Consider the following 18,380-nt stretch of genomic DNA (forward strand, 5'->3'; position numbering starts at 1 on the left):
TCTGTGTCTCAGGAAATCAACTGGGAGGGTGTCCATGCCGCTCGATCCAACTCAACATCCCGACTGGGAAATTGCTCTGGATGCCGAATCACGCATGAAAACCTGTTACCAGCTCGGCGAAGAGCTCGGCCTCACCAAGGAAGAGCTGCTCCCCTACGGCCATTACATTGCCAAAGTGGATTATCTGAAGGTCATCGAGCGACTGCGCGACGCCCCCGATGGGAAGTTTATCGAGGTGACGGGCATCACTCCTACACCGCTGGGTGAAGGCAAATCAACCACTACTATCGGCTTGCTTCAGGGACTGGGCCGACGCAAAAAACGAGTGACCGCCTGCATCCGCCAACCGTCCGGTGGTCCCACGATGAACATCAAAGGCTCGGCTGCCGGAGGGGGCCTCTCCCAGGTCATCCCCCTCGCGGAGTTTTCCCTGGGATTGACCGGGGATATTAATGCGGTGATGAATGCGCACAACCTGGCCATGGTGGCCCTCACCGCACGACTCCAGCACGAGCGCAATTACGACGACGAACGACTGGCTAAAGTAGGACTGAGACGATTGAACATTGATCCCACCCGTGTGGAAATGGGGTGGGTCATTGATTTCTGTGCCCAGGCCCTCCGCAACATCATCATCGGCATCGGCGGCCGAATGGACGGCTACATGATGCAGAGCCGCTTTCAAATTGCGAGCTCTTCCGAGGTCATGGCTATTCTCGCCGTGGCCCGAAGTCTCGAAGATCTCCGCCAGCGTATCGGGCAGATCATTGTGGCCTACGACAAAAAAGACCGCCCCATTACCTGCGAAGATTTGGAAGTGGCCGGGGCCATGACCGCTTGGCTGCGCAGCGCTATCAATCCCAACCTCATCCAAACCATCGAGGGCCAGCCGTGCTTTGTGCACGCTGGTCCGTTTGCCAATATCGCGATTGGACAGTCCAGCGTGATTGGGGATCAGATCTGCCTGAAACTCGCGGACTACCACATCACGGAGTCCGGTTTCGGTGCCGATATCGGTTTCGAAAAGTTCTGGAACGTCAAGTGCCGGTACCTGGGAAAAGTTCCCCATGTCTCTGTCATCACAACAACAATCCGCGGATTAAAACACCACGGAGTCACGGCAGGAGCCCCGCCCTGTCCCCCCGGTCGACCGATCCCCAAAGAATACTTCGAAGAGAATTTAGCCTGGCTCGAGGCCGGAGCTGCCAATCTCCTTCACCACATCAATATCGTCAAAAAGTCAGGCATTCACCCGGTGGTGGCTATCAATGTTTTTCCTACCGATACTCCTGCGGAAATTCGCCTGGTGCGTCGGATCGCCGAACAAAGCGGGGCGAGGGTCGCCGTCTCCAATCACTGGCGGTATGGGGGAGAGGGAGCCCTGGAACTGGCCGACGCTGTCCTGGACGCCTGCGAGCAGCCTGTCGCTTTCCGTTACCTGTATGACAATGACACACCCCTGAGTGAACGGATTGAGAAAATCGCGCGGGAAGTGTATGGCGCTGATGGTGTGGAATATTCCCGGGAGGCCGAGGCCAAACTCAAGGAATTCGAAAACAACCCCAAATACCGGGACTTTGCCACGATGATGGTCAAAACGCACCTCAGCCTGACCCACGATCCGACCATTAAGGGTGCCCCCAAGGGCTGGACACTTCCCATACGAGACATCCTTCTCTACGGCGGCGCGCGGTTTCTCTGCCCAATGGCGGGCGAAATCTCCCTCATGCCGGGCACGGGTTCGGACCCGGCCTTCCGACGAATCGACGTGGATGTCAGGACAGGTCGCGTGACAGGGCTTTTCTGAAGCCGGGTCATCGATCCATGAGTTCGTGCTGACTATCATTCTCGACGAAAAACCCTGGCAGGTCATATTCCGCGGGCGACCTGCCAGGGTTCTTTTTGCGAACCAGTAATCGTTAACTGACCGAATCGTCAGGCGGACTTACTCTCTCCAGCCGATCGTAGCACACACCACGAATCCCTTTTCCCGGGATCTTCTCACTAGCAGCCCAGGCTGTGGCCACAATTTGGACAAACATGGCAGGACCCGGCTCGGCGTGTGATGGCACCGCACAAATCGCACGGCGGCCCGTCGTCCTGGAATAGGAGATAGCTCTCCAGCGTCGCCGTTGCCGCAGGCTGCGCAACCTGCTTGGTGCCATGAAGCTGCCCGTTACCCGCCGATGAAGGTTGTGTCAGCGCGGCCGCCAGGGAGGCCAACCGCTCCGGAAGTGGTCCCCCCAGGGATTCCCACGGGTCAGCACGTCGTTCTCCACTACCGGGAGTGAACGCTGTGTCCGCCTTGGGAGCGCCGTTGGTTCCATCCGCCGCAGATTCTGGCGCGGGCGTCAATCGTTCCAGGACGTGCTGGGAACTTTTAAGTTTCTCTCTGTAGCCGGGCAGAAATGTGATCCCCAACCAGCGGAAGATGTAATCGACGATACTCGTGGCCGTCCGGATTTCCGGATTCGTCGTGAATCCCATCGGCTCAAACCGGGTGTAGGAGAATTTGTTGACGTATACTTCCAGCGGCACGCCATACTGAAGACTCATCGAGACCGCCGTCCCGAAGCAGTCCATCAACCCACCGATGGTGCTTCCTTCTTTGGCCATGGTGATGAACAGCTCGCCCGGGCGGCCATCCGGATAAAGTCCCACCGTAATGTAGCCCTCGTGCCCATTGACCGAGAACTTATGGGTGATGGAGCGCCGGGTGTCGGGAAGCCGCTCGCGTCGAGGTGCGGGCACCGCTTGCGTGGTCTTTTCGGTGGACGCCTTCGAAACCAGTGGCTGCACTTCCTTCGAGCCGTCTCGATAGACCGCCAGGGCTTTCAGCCCCAATCGCCAACCTTCCATGTAGGCGTTGGCAATGTCCTCGGGCTTCACATCGCGGGGCATGTTGACGGTCTTGGAGATTGCCCCCGAAAGGAACGGCTGGGCGGCCGCCATCATAAGGATGTGCGCCTTCCAGTGGATGTACCGCTTACCACCAGGTGGTGGCGTGGCACAATCGAAAACAGGAAGGTGTTCGGGCTTCAGATGTGGGGCCCCTTCGATGGTGTCGTGCTTATCGATGAACGCCACAATCTCCCGAATCTGTTCTTCTGAGTAGCCCAACGTTTTCAGCGCCAGGGGTACAGTCTGATTGACGATCTTCAGTGTGCCACCCCCCGCCAGTTGCTTGTATTTGACCAGCGCGAAATCCGGCTCGATCCCGGTGGTGTCGCAGTCCATCATGAAGCTGATCGTGCCCGTGGGCGCAAGCACAGTCATTTGGGCATTGCGGAATCCGTACCGCCGCCCATTGGCCAAGACCTCATCCCACAGTTTTCGGGCGGCGTTCTTGAGGTATTCCGGAGCATGCTCCAGCTCCTCCACCTTTTCCCAGTGGCGTTCCATCACCCGCAGCATCGGCTCCCGGTTCTTCTCAAATTCCGCGAAAGGCCCCGCGGCCGCCGCCAGTTCCGTGCTCGTCCGGCAGGCCGCCCCATGCATGAGGGCTGTGATCGCACCGCACAGGCCGCGTGCCTCATCCGAATCGTAGGGCAGACCGGAGGCCATAATCAGACTACCTAGGTTGGAATAGCCCAAACCGATCGGTCGGAACAGGTGGCTGTTTCTGGCAATCTTCGCCGTGGGGTAGCTCGAGTGATCAACGAGAATTTCCTGGGCAATGAAGATGACACGGCACGCTGCGATGAAGCGATCCGCATCGAACGTTCCGTCCTCGCGACGGAACTTCATGAGGTTGATGCTGGCCAAATTGCACGCCGTATCGTCGAGAAACATGTACTCGGAACAAGGATTGGAAGCATTGATGCGGCCGGAATTCGGACAGGTGTTCCAGCGATTGATGGTGGTGTCGTACTGGACGCCGGGATCCCCACAGCTCCACGCCGATTCAGCCATCTTTTGCATCAACTCCCGGGCCCGATAGCGAGGACCCTCGCGAGTGGGATCAGTCACCCAGTGGGTGACCCATTCCCGGTCTGCTTCCACCGCTTCCATAAATTCGTCGGTGACGCGGACCGACAAATTGGCGTTTTGGAAGAGCACCGAGCTGTAGGCTTCCTCGGGCGTATAGCCGTTTTGAATGAGGATACGCGCCTTCTTCTCTTCTTTGGCTTTGCACTCGATAAATTCCAGAATGTCGGGGTGGGTCACCTTGAGCGACTGCATCTTCGCCGCTCGCCGGGTTTTTCCCCCGCTTTTCACCACAGCAGCAATTTGATCGTACACCCGCATGAAGGAAAGCGGGCCCGAGGGCTTGCCACCGCCTGAGAGCTTTTCCCGACACGATCGCAGCGTGGAGAGGTCGGTCCCCGTCCCGGAGCCGAACTTGAAAAGCATGGCTTCGCTTCGGGCAAGCTCCATGATGTCTTCCATGTTGTCCTGCACGCTTTGGATAAAGCAGGCGGAAGACTGAGGGTATTCATAGGGGTTTTCGGGCTGCACAGCCTTGCCCTGTTTGGCATCCCATCGCCAGTTGCACGTGGCCCCTTTAATCCCGTACTGATGGTACAGGCCCACGTTAAACCAGACCGGGGAGTTAAACGCCGCGTGCTGATGGAGGCACAGCCAAACCAGTTCCCGATAGAACCGCTCTCCGTCTTCCGCGGAGGCAAAATACCCGTCGGCGATTCCCCAATCGGCAATCGTGCGGCACACACGGTGGATGAGCTGCCGCACACTGGATTCACGCTGCGGCGTGCCGAGCTCTCCGTAAAAATACTTGCTGGCCACAATATTCGTCGCCAGTTGGCTCCACGTCTCTGGAACTTCACAGTCCGGCTGTTCAAAATGGACACCTCCCGTGTCACTTTTGATGACAGCGGTCCGCCGTGTCCATTTGACGGTATCGAACGGCGTGGGAACGTCGGGCGGGCAAAACACAGGATCAATCCTGATCCCGCGAGCCCCCGAGCGGGCCGTTCCGTTGCCATCGACAACTGGACTATTCTGAAGGGCAGCCTGGTTTTCCTGTGCCATCGCAGCGACCTCCTGATGTTTGGGTTTTCCTAGTCTACCTTGCGAACGGCTCGAACGATGTCGCCGATCCGCCGCACAACCACACGCTTCCATTTCGACCACTTGCCGGCAGGTGTACTAATGTACACCTAAGTTTTGGCTCCTTCAAGCTTAGCCACCCATTTCTCGGTACCCTCTTCACTGATGAGCAATCCTGACAATCAAAAGCCCTACCACCCTATGGAGGGGAATTCCAAATGTGCTCTTTAGAAACCCGAAGAGATTCCTCGTTACCTCCCAAACCTATCCGGCTTGCCCAAGTTCACTGGCCCAATCGCCTCAGTTACCATGAGGTAAATCCGGCGCCCCCCTACCGTGCGGGAAACAATCTTACCCATTCAGATTACAACCCCGGCTCGATATCTCTCAACACTACTAATTGTATCTATCCGTCAATGCATACACAACATAGCGTAAGAGTGTACCGCGCTTTCGCCTGGTGTCAAGTCCCGAACCTGCGTGTCGTAAGTGCCCCTCAGATGACGACCTGCGCACCGTGCCTTTTTCGCACGCCCCCGTCTGGCTTGCCCGGATAAATACGTAACACATTGCAGAGACACTGGTTACGAAATTCTCGGGCAGCTTTTGCGTCAGCCTGGCGAGTCGCTCAAAATTTCGAAGCGATTTCGTTTGGCTGTCGTGCCGGATTCCCCTAGCGAATGCGGCCAAGTTGCGCGATTTCCTTCCCGCGCGTCCCATCACGCGAATACCAAAGGCGGCCGATTCCACGTACACTGAAATCGTGGGCCGAGCTTCAAGCCGGAAGAATGAGAAGAATGAAAGGATGTGCCTCCCGGCCATCCATGACCCTCGTATCAAGTCGCGGAGGGTGCTGACGATGGCAGTGGAAAAGAAGTGGCTCTCCCTTGCTGTCAGTCTGCTGTGGCTTTTAGGCGGATGCATGAAGAGCGCGGACGACTCGGCTTTTCGGGTGACACCACAAAAGACGTCCCCTCCGCCGGCAATTGCCAGCCACACGTCGGGCGTGACAGGTGAAACAACACCGCAGCTTGCACCGCCTCAACAGTCCACGGTCACACGGGTCGGCCCGCATGGGGACTTACCCGCTGAGAGTTCCGCAGCAACACCGCCTCAGCCTTCGCCCGGTGCTCCGCTATTTGGCGGTCAACCCACTCCAGTTTCCCCGACCAGCGGAGCTCACCCGACCGACTTTCCCGTTCAACTGTCGGCCGCTGTGGCCCTTCCAATGACCGGTCCCGAAGGAACAATGATGGGCTTCAGCGTGGATTATCAATTCCGTGGGGGAATGGTACCCGGAGGAGGCTCGTTTTTCTGGATCATCGAGGGAAACGGTGGAAAACAGTACCGCCTGGCTGTCAAACTCGATGCCCGTGGCAACCTGATGCTCGTCATTCCCGGATGGCGTCCCGAGGATGGGCCTTTCCGATGCCGACTCGAGGATCAATCCGGCCGGCCCATTTCGGGCACCGTCGACATGCGCTAATGGGGGCTCTTCCACCGTGCTTTGAGAGACTGACGCTCTCTCGACACGCTGTTGCGATTGCATGTGTGTTCATGGGATAAAGAGGAAAGCCCATGCTTCGAGAACATGAAATCGAAATCCGCGTGCGCTATCCTGAGTGTGACCCTATGGGGTTTTTGCACCATAGCCGAGTTTTCATTTATTTTGAGATGGGACGCACGGAATTGCTCCGCGCCTCTGGTGGCAACTACCGGCAGTGGGAAGATCAGGGGCTGTACGTGGTCGTGGTGCACGCCGAATGCCGCTATTATCAGCCGGCCCGTTATGACGATCTCTTGCGATTGCGGACCATTGTCAAACGCGTTACGGCGTACAAAATCGAGCACGAATATCTGCTCTACCGAAATGGAGAGCTCCTATGCCGCGGCAATGTAACCCTGGCAATCGTTGATCGCTCCGGACAGGTGCAGCCGGTGCCGGAGGAAATCCGCCGAGAGTTCGAGGCGAGCAAGCCAAAGGTTGTCTAAATTGGCTAGCCTCCTCGTGTAGTGGCAGTCCTGCTGTCTTCCTTTCATGCCGAACGCCGAAGCTTTAAACCCGGTGCTTTTTCCTGCGCAGATAGTAAACCTCGAAGAATCTCGAATGTTTTTAGGGTGGCACCGCGGTGCGAGAGAACGAGATTCTGCGCCCGCTGGCCCAGCGCACGGGCATAAGCGGGATCTTCCAAGCACCGACGGACAAAAGCCTCCAGCTCCCGGACGTCATGCACGACGACAGCGGCCTCGGCATCCAGCAGCGATTTCACAATATCCCGGAAATTCCACGTGTTGGGCCCAAAGCTGACTGCGGCCCCATAGCCAGCTGGTTCTAGCATATTCTGGCCCCCGCGATTGCCGAAACTTCCTCCCACAAAGGCGATATCCGCCAGGCCCCACCAGGCACCCAATTCTCCGACAGTGTCCACGAGGATGACGGGGCGGAACGGTCGTTGCTGCGGCGTCTCGGACGGGACAGGAATGGCGCCCTGAGAGCCGAGCGCTGGTGGAACCGCTGTCTGCTGCCCGTCCGGCCAATGCACCGGGAGAGGACGGTCCCGAGCAAGCTCTGACCGACGCACCCAGGGCAGCCTGCTTGCGCGAAGGAGCTCGGCGACGCTGTCAAATCGCTCTGGATGGCGTGGCACGAGAATGAGCCGCAGGCGCGGAAAGCTCGGCCCTAATCGTCGAAAAACTTCCAGTGCGGCGGCTTCCTCGCCCTCCTGGGTGCTGCCTGCCAGAAACACCGTTTCGTCACAGGCGATCTGCGCCAGTTCTCGGAGAAATTGGGTATGGGGATTGCTGCGATCACACTCGGCACCGTCGAATTTCAATGATCCCGTCACAAACACACGGTCAGGAGGAACACCCAACGCGATGAATCGCTCGGCTGTGCGCCGATCCTGGGCCGCCACCGCATCCAATCTCTCAAAGGTCGGTCTCAGAAACGGCATGGCCACCCGATAACCGCGCAAGCTCCGGTCGCTCAGGCGACCGTTAACCACGGCGACTCGGGCCCCCGCATTTTTGGCTTCCGCGATGAGTTGGGGCCAAATCTCAAGCTCGGTCAAAACGAGTACCGATGGCCGAATGCGGGCCACAGCACGACGAACAGCCCAGCTCCAATCGAACGGACAATAAAAAGGACTCAATTCCGGATACTTTTTGTTCGCGACTTCGAAGCCGCTGCGGGTTGTGGTGCTGAGTCGAACTTCCACGCTGGAGAGTCTGCGCTGGATCTCGACGAGGAGCGGTCGCAGGAGATTGACTTCCCCCACGCTCACCGCATGGAACCACAGGCATGGTAGGGAAGTCTCTCGTGGTGGCACATCGCCCCACAACTTGGCCCGCCATCCCTGCCGGTACTTCTGGGGGTACCGCAACAACCGCCACGCCCAGACCGGCGACACGAGGCTCAAAGCGGCAAAGTAGGCGAGATCCATGAATGAGACCATTGGGGCCTCCTTTCCCCGCATACCGTAGTCACGTCAAGCTCCGGCGATCCATTTCCACTCCCTCCCCAATTCGGTCGAAAAGAGTCACCCCATACCTGCGTCCCTCACCTTGCGTCGGCTCATTCTCAGGCAGCACCGCGGTTCCGCATGCAGCAGTGTTTATATTTTTTTCCGCTACCACATGGGCAGGGATCATTCCGTCCCACATCCGGGCCTTTTTTGCGGATGGGCTGCCGCTTTCCTGCCGTCTGTTGTGTGGACTCGATGGTTTCTTGCTGCTCCTTCATCGTGTTCGGAATGGCCGAATTGGAGGGGGTGCTGTCGTGAACCGCCTGCGTCTCCCGCCACAGCGAGCGGACAAACCGATCATCCAGTTGTTCCATGCGGTAGATCAAGTCGGTGACGCGACGGGCCACCGATTCCCACATCAGCTCAAATTGCCGCATTCCCTCGCGCTTGTATTCCACCTTGGGATCGACCTGGGCGTAACCCCGCAGGCTCACCGCACTACGGAGGTGATCCATGACCAGCAGGTGGTCCTTCCAGGCACTGTCCAGCGTGTAGAGCACCAGGAAGCGTTCCAATTGCCGCATCTCCGGCGAATAGCGATCGTTGAAAGCGTCGCGGAATTTCCATTCCAGATCGCGACGTTCCATGCGGCTCACTTCTTCAGGAGTCAACTCGAGCCCCAGGTGTTCGTGAACCCACCGGCAGAACTCGAGAAGTCGGGGATGGTTGCGCGGACATTTCGCCCGCACGTCGTCGCCACTTTCTGCGAACAGACTCGCCAGCAAAGATTCGCCTTCGGCCCGTAGGGCCTCTGTCTTCTCGTAGTCACGCTCACTGGCTTCCCACAAGAGGGCGGAAATTTCCTCCCACGATCGCTGCCGCAGGTCTTCCTCGGTCAATTCCAGAGCAAAACGCGACCTCGCCCATCGCGCCAGCGTTTCCCGATCATATACTTTCCGCCCCAGCGCGTCCTGCGTCATGAACCGACTAAGGCCCACGCGCAGCGGCAGCTCGATTTCCTTCTGACGGTAAGCTTTGAGGGCCGCTTCATAAACGTAATCCTTGACGGCCGATGGTTCGCGATCGCGCAGATCTTCAAGGGTCAGTTCAATACCAAACTTGCTGCGGACCCAGTTGATGGCCGACTTGAGCCCGAAATCGGGATCGAGGAATTTTGCCCCCTCGCTCAAATCAACAGTGCGAATGGACTCCTGGGCCTTTTCGATAAGGAATTCGGAAAGCTGATCCCGGGGGATCCTCCGCAAATCGCGCTCTTTGAGATTGAGGCGCCAGCGGGTATTGAGCGATTTCGTCAAGGCTTCCCAGTTCCAATCGCTCTCCTCAGCCTCCTCCGGCAGGTTTTCTTCAATCAGGTCAAAAATCTGGCTTTCGGCCATTCGCTCGGCATGGTCCCGGGCATAAGCCTCTGCGGTGGGAAAGTCCATCCCCCGGAAATCCCGCGCCCGGAATTCCACGGAAAGTTGTTTGCTAATCCACTGAGCGAACGTTTCTGCCCCGTAATTCTTATCCAGAAAGGTGTTCAGATTCTTTTCAATTTGTTCCCGAATCATTTCACGAATGAGCAACCGGCAATCGGCCCCTTCGAGGATTTTCTGGCGGTACCCGTACACCCGTTTCCGCTGCTCATCCATGACCTGATCGTATTCGAGGAGGTTCTTGCGGATTTCAAAATTCCGCTCTTCCACTTTTTTCTGGGCGGCTTCGATGCGGCGTGTCACCATCGGGCTTTCGATGGCCTGCCCCTCTTCCATGCCAAGTCGGGTGAGAATGTTTTTTACCCAATCGCCCGCGAAAATCCGCATCAGATCGTCTTCCAAAGACAGGAAGAATCGACTGCTTCCCGGATCTCCCTGACGCCCCGCACGGCCACGAAGCTGATTATCGATGCGCCGCGATTCGTGGCGCTCGGTACCGATGACGTGCAGACCGCCCAGGCGAGCCACCTCCCGCCCTTCGGCCTTCATCTGTTCCTTTTCTTCAATTTCTTTGACGAGTGCGTCCCATTCCTCCCGCGGAACGTCCAATCGACTGCGATACTTGTGCTGGAGAATGGACCAGGCTTTCGCCTCGGGATTCCCACCCAATATGATGTCGGTTCCACGACCGGCCATGTTGGTGGCAATGGTGACCGCTCCTTTTCGTCCCGCCTGGGCAATAATTTCCGCTTCCCGGGCGTGATGTTTGGCGTTGAGGACCTGATGAGGAATTCCTCGTCTTGTAAGCATTTCTGAGAGCATTTCGCTCTTTTCGACCGAAACCGTCCCCACCAGAATGGGTCGACCTTTCTTTTCGATGTTATGGATTTTAGAACGGGGAATGACTTTCCGCTCGCCTTCCCGGGTGCGGAAGACGATTTCGTCATCGCTTTCCTCTAGAATCTGTCCCACTTCATATTCGTAGCGGGAATACCAAATCGTATCCCATTTGTGCATCCGCTCGATCTCATCGACGATCGCTTTGTATTTCTCCCGGGCGGTGCGGTAAATGACGTCCGGATAGTTGATGCGGCGGAGCGGTTTGTTCGTGGGAATGGCCACCACTTCTAGCTTGTAAATCTTCCAGAACTCGTTGGCCTCGGTCATGGCCGTTCCGGTCATCCCGCAGATTTTATCGTAGAGGCGGAAGAAATTCTGAATGGTGATGGTGGCCAGCGTTTGGGTTTCCTCCTTGATGGGAACGCCTTCCTTGGCTTCCACTGCCTGGTGGAGACCGTCGCTCCATTGCCGCCCGTACATCAAGCGACCCGTGAACTCATCGACAATGATGACCTGATTATTCTCCACCACGTAGTGGACGTCGCGCTTGTAAAGATGGTGGGCCTTCAGAGCGTTGTCGATGAGGTGTGGCCATTCTAGGTTGCCGGCGGTGTAGAAGCTCTCCACTCCCGCCAGCTCTTCCGCTTTGCGGATGCCTTCCTCTGTCAGGTGGCAGGTATGGTCCTTTTCGTTGACCACGAAGTGCACGTCTCGAATCAGTTGCCGGGCAATCTGATCCGCCCGTTTGTACCGCGAAATATCATCGTGGGCGGGACCGGAAATAATGAGCGGCGTCCGGGCTTCGTCAATGAGGATGTTATCCACCTCGTCGATGATCGCATAATGGAGACGCCTCTGGACCTGCTGATATTCGGGCGGATAGCGGGAGTCACCCTTGGCCGCCAGCCGCATGTTATCGCGGAGGTAGTCGAAACCGAACTCGTTGTTGGTCCCGTATGTGATATCGCAACTGTACGCCTTCTGACGCTCGACCGCTCCCATGTCGTGCTGGATGGCGCCCACAGTCAACCCGAGGAACATGTACAGCGGGCCCATCCATTCCATATCGCGACGAGCCAGATAGTCGTTGACAGTAACGACGTGGACCCCCTTCCCTTCCAAAGCGTTGAGATAGGCCGGCAGTGTTGCTACAAGGGTCTTTCCTTCACCGGTGACCATTTCTGCAATGGCCCCGGCGTGAAGGACCATTCCGCCCATCAACTGCACATCGAAATGCCGCATGCCCAGAACCCGCCGGGATGCTTCCCGGCAAACGGCAAAAGCCTCGATGAGAAGGTCGTCCAGAGTTTCGCCGGCCTCCAGACGTTTGCGGAACTTGTCGGTCTGCTCGCGGAGTTCCGCATCGGTCATTTTCTGATAGCGGGGCTCCAGGTCGTTGATCGCCTGAACCTTGGGTTGAAGTTTCCGCAAATAGCGGGCATTGGCCGAGCCGAATAGCGACGTCAACGTCCTGTCCACGGCCTGGCCAAGGACCACAAAGGTATCCGTCGCGAAATCCCACAGTCGTTCGAGAAGTTCCATGGCTGTATGCTGAACTTTTTCGTTGGTTGATTGCTTGCTTGGCTGCATTCCCTACGGGACCAGGCTTCCGGACGAGCCTGCTCCGGCAACAAGTCTTCCTGCTCCCTAAGGCGCAACAATCGCCACGATTGTACCACAAGCCGGACATTCCGCGCAGTGTGAGATCGCGCGGCAAAAGCTGCGCCAAAAGGAGCAACTGAAAAACTCACAAAATTCTACTTTTATTGTAGGCTTTCGGTCCCGGCGCGTTGAGGCTGCGTCCGTCAATGGTCTTAGAAAAATGACATTCGCCACCGCAACTTTACGCCAAGTCGCAACTTAGCACCAAGATGGCCGGGCGTCAACACTTTTTGCGCGCTGGTTTAGCTCAGCCGTTGAGATCCGATCAAAAAAGCCCGCTTCCCCTCCCATCGGGAGCATGCCAAGTCATCCGAGCCAAACAAGGGATGGAAAACTATCCGTTCAACTGGAAACGGCAAACTTGTTTGGGGTGATATCAACCCCCGCCAGAAAGTCGGTGATTGGTGAACCAGTTCCGCACGAAAATCTTCTAACACGCCGCCATGATAATCCGCCATTTACCCATCTGCCTTCATCCTTCCGGAGGGAACATAATATTACGAAAATCGTATATCGCGTTGATCTGCCGCCGTGCCGGAGATTTACGTCACCGCTTTCCTGACGGAGCCGCCGTATGAGCCGCCAACCAACAGTCGAAGACCTCTGCGATGTTTGCCGGGAGATCTGTCCGCCCGACCTCGCAGAGAGGTGGGACAACACTGGCTTGTTGTTGGGCGACCCTGCACGACCCGTCGAACGGGTGATGACGTGCCTCACCCTTTCCCCCAGAACGGTGGCCGAAGCGATCGAGAACGGCGCTAACCTAGTGATCAGTCACCACCCGGTGCCGTTCACACCTCTGACAGCGATCACCACAGTAACGCTTCCTGGCTGGATACTGTGGCAATTGGCCGTACACCAGATTGCGGTGTTCTCGCCGCACACCTCATTCGACTCGGCTGCTCAGGGTATTAACCAGCTCCTGGCTGAGCGACTGAAGCTCACAGACATCCGACCCCTTCGACCCTCGTCGGCAGAGCCTTCTCTCGGGACCGGGCGTTTAGGAATCCTTCCTGAACCACGACCTTTTCTGGAATTTGCCCAGCATGTGAAGAACGTCTTCGGTTTGAAACACATTGCCGTTGCGGGAACGCCACGTGTTCCGGTAGAACGGGTGGCCATCGGTTGCGGGGCAGCGGGCGAACTCCTTCGCGATGCGCACCAGGCCGGGTGCCAGGCCTTTGTCCTGGGAGAAACCCGTTTCCACACCTGTCTGGAGGCGGAATTCTTGGGGATTGGCTTGTGTATGATTGGGCATTATCAAAGTGAACGCCTGGGCATGGAGCACCTCGCCCATCTCCTCCGAGAACGCTTCCCGCAAGTCGAAATATGGGCGTCACGCGCTGAATGCGACCCCATCCGGTGGATTTAACAACTTTACCACGTGGACGGTCCAACACATCATCCGGGACAATCACCGGAAAGAGCCAACCACCGAAGGAGGCAAGTGCATGGAAACTTTTGCCCCCAATTCCCGCGTCGCAGTGGTTACTGGAGCCGGAAAGAAACGTATCGGGCAGGTGGTTGCCCGGGCTCTGGCCGAACGGGGTTATGCGCTAGCGCTTCATTACCGGGAGTCCCACCGGGAAGCGGAGGCGTTTCGGGAGGAGTGTACAGCTTCGGGAGGCACTGCCGAGCTATTCCAGGCCGACCTCGCAGATACCTCCGCTGTTGACCGCATGTTCGATCAGATACTGGATCGCTTTGGCCGAATTGATGTCCTCGTGACGGCAGCCGCCATCTGGACGCCCACCCCTTTGGAGTCCCTCAAACCTGACGACATCATAAGGCACTTCCAGGTCAACGCAATGGGAACATTTTGGTGCTGTTACCGAGCAGGTTTGGCCATGGTGAACCAGCGCGAAGGAGGTGTGATCATCACCATCGGCGACTGGGCCATCGAGCGTCCTTACCTTAATTACGCGGCATATTTCATTTCCAAAGGCTGCATTCCCACATTGACCAGAACGCTTGCCGTGGAGTTGGCTCACCGAAATCCTGCGATCCGCGTCAATTGTATCCTGCCAGGTCCGGTGATGATGCCAGAGAATCTCGCTGAACACGAACGGATTGAGGCACTCAAAAGCACGCTTTTGAAACGCGAGGGCCGACCAGAAAACGTGGCCGCGGCGGTCTTGTTCCTCATCGACAACGATTACGTCACAGGCATTTCACTTCCTGTCGAGGGCGGTCGACTCTTGAGCTGAGCCCATGGGAACCTTCCGCTGGATCATGAAAAGACAACACCCAGATACGCAACCCGCCGTTGTCGGCCGAATTATTTCTGCTGACCGCTTTGTTGTTGTGTAAGGATTTCCCGCCTGATGTCAGAAAGACTTCTTTTCTCCAGGGGTCTGGCTGCCGCCTCCTTCTGAGTCTCTTGTTCGGCCTGGGCTTTTTGCTGCGTTGCCTTCGGGTTACTTTTGCCTTTCTCGTTCGAAGGCGGAGCAGGTTTGCTGGAGAGTTGCGACATCCCAGTGAACCAGCCTCCCAAGCCGTTTTGCGAAGGCGACTTGGACTCTACTTCTTCTTGAGAACCTGCTGCCGGAGCCGATTCCCACTGCTTCGCCTCCCCCGTCGGATGGACAGCCAGCTCGTCGGTGCTCTGTGGGCCGATCTCAGATGGCCCGGCTTTCGATAAACCCGGGCTGACGGCAGAACCCGCCGGCTCCATGGCCGAGGAAGACCCCGGTATCACCAGTTCCGGCCCAACGGGGACGAATTGCTTCGATGCGTTTGACTGGCCAGTTTGGGAGCCGTCGGGCTTTTCGGGTCTAGGTACGTCAGGCAGAATTGGCGGCATGCGTTGTTTCGGAAGCGCCGCTCCTTCCGCACCAGGCGCGCTGGAGGTCCCCTGAATCCGCTGCCTCAATTGCTGGACCAGGTCTTCCAACCGTTTTCGCAATTCCCCCAAACGTTCTCCCGCTGGTGCCGACGACGCTTCGGGGGCGCTTCGCATTGTTTCCCGTGAACGATTTTTCCCCTCGCGACGAACTTCACGTCGGGCGCGCAGACGCTCCCGAAGAGTCTCGCCAAGACCGCGGCTTGCACCTGTGGACGGCCCGGATTCAGCCAAATCCGATAGACCAGGTCCCTCATCGTGCAATGCCGAAAACACAGCCGCGGCACTTCCCGAAATGACCTGACCCCGCGGCGCCACGACCGGTTGCTCCCCTGCTCTTTTCGGTGCCGGATCATTCCAAACCATGCTGGACACCACGCACAGGCCGGCCACCGCCCAATACAGATCCCGTGGCATTTCCAATTCTCCAGGCAGGAGATCAAGTCCCGTCCGCTACACTTTTTTCTGGGAGTTATCGCATTTTATCCCATTTGGCAGTTCAGGCCAGCGCGGAGGCCGGTGCTCCCCACCCGGCGGACTGTGCACGCGGAGCGGCTACTTCATGAGGCGCTTGAGCACCTGTTCCAACTCGGCCCCCGTAATGTTCCTGTTTACGACCCGGCCCTGGTCGTCCAGCAAAATCATCAGCGGCAGCGTAACAACTCCCAGCTCCACTGCCGGGCGGCTTTCCAGTCCCCCGGGTTCATAAATCTGCGGCCAACTCAGTCGCGCTTCGGCCAGGTAGGCCTGCATATCTTCCAGCCGGGTATCCACATTGACCCCCACAATGGCCAATTTGCCGCCGTAGCGTGTGATGAGGTCCTTCAGGATCGCCATGTCCGTCTTGCAGGGTTCGCACCAGCTTGCCCAGTAGTGGAGTAACACCACCTTTCCGCGATACGCGGCCAGATCAACGGTACCACCTTGCGGATCTCTGCCCCTGAATTCCAATACTTGACCTTCTAGACCCAGCCGCCGCAGCGCTCCCTGTGCCTTTGGCGCTTCCGGCGAATTGGGGAACCGTCTCACGACCTCCTGATAAAGGCTTTTGGCCCCCTCGACGTCGTCCATGTATTCCTTTCCAATGGCCAATTGCATCAAGGCACTCGCTGCGTCGGGGGCGTCGGGGTACTGTTGCAGGAACTCCTGAAGGCTCTCCGCCCATTTCTTTTGGACTGCGTCGTAGTTCGCACCCGGAGCCTGAAGAGCCAACGAGTACTCAGCCGTCAATTCGCGGAATCGCACATACGCTGCAAGGTCCCGCTTGGCGGGATCCTTACTCAGACGCGCATAGAGCGTCCCCAGACGCTCCGCACCCTGAGGAAATGTCCCCGCTTGAACGGACGCAGAGACGAAATCGGCCAACTGGCGAATCCACATCGCCTTGTCCTCAGGCCGTTCGCTCTGCGCTTCCAACGCCTCCAAAATCTCGGCCCGCTTCGCATTGAGGGCGGCCTGTTGCTCTAGGGTCTGCGCTTCTTTTGCGGCGGCCTCCAGTTTTTCCAGTTCATCGAGCAGTTTCTGCATTTCCTCGGTAACGCCGGCGGTCGCCTCGGGCTGGGAAGGAGCCAGTGCTGGTGGGCGGAAAAAGAGATTCGCGGCAGAAGCCAGCACCGCTTGATCCTCGACAAGCTGCGGTGCGGTCACCAACTTCCAGGTGGACCCTACCTGAATGAGCGTTCCCAAGAGAAATTGCACCGTCCCTTTTTCCGTCTCCGCAAAAGCCAGCGCGTTCTCGTAAACGACCAAATCAGTTTTGGGACCGTCAGCACTCGCCAGTACCACACCTGGACGATGCCCACTAAACTGGACCCACTTAACGGTGCCTAACGACGAAGCTTTTGCGGCCGCTGCCGCGAATTGGGCCCCCGCTTGGGCAAGCAGTTTCTTGATCTCGGACTCGGTCTCTGTACTCAGACCAAGTTCCGCCAGCTCGGCGGAGGTCAGCAAAAGGGACTGGAACCTCGCCGAATTGTTTGTAACCAGGGAACGAACAGCTTCTTCCGCGAGCTCTTCCGGGGAAAGCTGTCGCCAGCGATCGATGACCCCGTCCTGGTTACTATCTATCCCCCAGCGGGTTCCGGCTACCGTTAACCAACGAAACTGATCCACTTTCCCATCGCCGTTGGAATCAATATCTCGGTAAACTTCCAGTCCGTTCTGGAAATAGCACCAGGTATCCACTCGGTTATCCCCGTTTGTGTCAAGGAACCGCCGCAGGACGTACCCGCGACCGTCCTTGACCACCCACCCAACATCTTTACCTATCTTCTCAGCCGCCACAGTACACTGAGCCATCTCCTCGCGAGTGGGGGTGTCGATCTCCACACCGGGCTGGACAGGCTTGATCTGGAGGGTCTGCTCCACAGTTGGAGGGGCCGATTCCACCTTAGCGGGGATGGCCACCATCCCGAACATCGTCAAAACCACGGTCGAGAGCCTCAACGTGCGGTGTCGCTGTGCCATCGCGTACCTCCTTGCGGATCGGTATCTCTTATGAGACGGACCCACTCGCAAGACGGTGGCGCCCGCCTCGGTGACATTACCAGGGAAATTGCGCCGAACGGGGTTTTTCAGGCATGTTGATCACCCCGCATGGGCAGTGTGGAAAGGTTTATCCCGGACTTTACACACTCCGTCCAAAGGCTACAATAGGGAATTGAAACGCGCGTCGGGCGATTGCGATGAAAGTGTCGAACCGCACCGGGTATTTAACCCAATCAGATTCGTTTTAGCGAGGTGACAAATTGGTGGACGCGCGTTGGCAGCTATTTTGAGCACGCAGCAATCCGGCAGGATCCGGAGTTCGACGGCCTCCGGCACGGAGAGCGCGTTTACCTGCTGCCGGATGTACGTAATAGAAAAATAGAAAACAAGAACGCGCGCATAGCTCAGTAGGTTAGAGCGCGTCCCTGATAAGGACGAGGTCCCTGGTTCGAGTCCAGGTGCGCGCACTGGGAAGGCGTGGCACCTCGCCTTCCCTCTTCTCGCAGTGTTCGATTAGCTAACTGGGAAAATCGGCCGAGAATGAAGAAGCCGACAGGGTCTTATTAGCTATCCTTGTTGGCGGAATTCACTTTGGCGTAGTGTGGGGATGTAGCTCAGTTGGGAGAGCGCCTGCTTTGC

10 protein-coding genes and 1 tRNA gene are annotated in these 18,380 nt (G+C 57.5%); 6 read left to right on the forward strand and 5 right to left on the reverse strand.

The genetic code is table 11. From position 1 onward, the window contains the following. Nucleotides 1-34: 34 nt before the first annotated feature. Nucleotides 35-1,807 carry a formate--tetrahydrofolate ligase gene (locus ABJK56_RS19130; RefSeq protein WP_347246289.1) on the forward strand — a complete coding sequence of 591 codons (1,773 nt, stop codon included), beginning with the start codon at nucleotides 35-37 and terminating at the stop codon, nucleotides 1,805-1,807. Between the two features lie 197 nt (nucleotides 1,808-2,004). On the opposite strand, the gene ABJK56_RS19135 is transcribed toward ABJK56_RS19130, so the two are convergent. Further along, complete coding sequence (locus ABJK56_RS19135) at nucleotides 2,005-4,992, reverse strand: vitamin B12-dependent ribonucleotide reductase (RefSeq protein ID WP_347246290.1); 2,988 nt, start codon at nucleotides 4,990-4,992, stop codon at nucleotides 2,005-2,007. A gap of 877 nt (nucleotides 4,993-5,869) precedes the next feature. Here ABJK56_RS19135 and ABJK56_RS19140 point away from each other — a divergent pair. Both ABJK56_RS19140 and ABJK56_RS19145 read left to right on the forward strand, forming a co-directional pair. After that, nucleotides 5,870-6,496 (forward strand): hypothetical protein, encoded by a 627-nt coding sequence (locus tag ABJK56_RS19140; RefSeq protein WP_347246291.1) that lies wholly within the window; start codon nucleotides 5,870-5,872, stop codon nucleotides 6,494-6,496. Nucleotides 6,497-6,588: 92 nt separating this feature from the next. Beyond that, entirely contained in the window at nucleotides 6,589-7,002 is a 414-nt protein-coding gene (locus ABJK56_RS19145; RefSeq protein ID WP_347246292.1) for a thioesterase family protein, read from the forward strand. A gap of 44 nt (nucleotides 7,003-7,046) precedes the next feature. On the opposite strand, the gene ABJK56_RS19150 is transcribed toward ABJK56_RS19145, so the two are convergent. Both ABJK56_RS19150 and ABJK56_RS19155 read right to left on the reverse strand, forming a co-directional pair. Continuing rightward, nucleotides 7,047-8,465 (reverse strand): 3-deoxy-D-manno-octulosonic acid transferase, encoded by a 1,419-nt coding sequence (locus ABJK56_RS19150; protein WP_347246293.1) that lies wholly within the window; start codon nucleotides 8,463-8,465, stop codon nucleotides 7,047-7,049. Between the two features lie 125 nt (nucleotides 8,466-8,590). Then, complete coding sequence (locus ABJK56_RS19155; RefSeq protein WP_347246294.1) at nucleotides 8,591-12,292, reverse strand: SEC-C metal-binding domain-containing protein; 3,702 nt, start codon at nucleotides 12,290-12,292, stop codon at nucleotides 8,591-8,593. Between the two features lie 694 nt (nucleotides 12,293-12,986). Here ABJK56_RS19155 and ABJK56_RS19160 point away from each other — a divergent pair. Next, the gene (locus ABJK56_RS19160; protein ID WP_347246295.1) at nucleotides 12,987-13,784 is read left to right on the forward strand and encodes a Nif3-like dinuclear metal center hexameric protein; all 798 of its coding nucleotides are present in this window, start codon (nucleotides 12,987-12,989) and stop codon (nucleotides 13,782-13,784) included. Nucleotides 13,785-13,863: 79 nt separating this feature from the next. Beyond that, nucleotides 13,864-14,619, forward strand: a complete 756-nt coding sequence (locus tag ABJK56_RS19165) for an SDR family oxidoreductase (RefSeq protein ID WP_347246296.1) — start codon at nucleotides 13,864-13,866, stop codon at nucleotides 14,617-14,619. Between the two features lie 71 nt (nucleotides 14,620-14,690). Here the strand turns inward: ABJK56_RS19165 and ABJK56_RS19170 are convergent, their stop codons facing one another. Then, a complete protein-coding gene (locus ABJK56_RS19170; protein WP_347246297.1) occupies nucleotides 14,691-15,671 on the reverse strand; it encodes a hypothetical protein in 981 nt (326 codons plus the stop codon). 138 nt (nucleotides 15,672-15,809) lie between these two features. Next, complete coding sequence (locus ABJK56_RS19175) at nucleotides 15,810-17,720, reverse strand: thioredoxin-like domain-containing protein (RefSeq protein WP_347246298.1); 1,911 nt, start codon at nucleotides 17,718-17,720, stop codon at nucleotides 15,810-15,812. Between the two features lie 414 nt (nucleotides 17,721-18,134). Here ABJK56_RS19175 and ABJK56_RS19180 point away from each other — a divergent pair. Continuing rightward, nucleotides 18,135-18,208: transfer RNA gene (locus tag ABJK56_RS19180), tRNA-Ile, on the forward strand. The last annotated feature ends 172 nt before the right edge of the window (nucleotides 18,209-18,380 follow it).

Origin of the sequence: Thermogutta sp., from assembly GCF_039793925.1 — a bacterium.
Taxonomy (GTDB): domain Bacteria; phylum Planctomycetota; class Planctomycetia; order Pirellulales; family Thermoguttaceae; genus Thermogutta.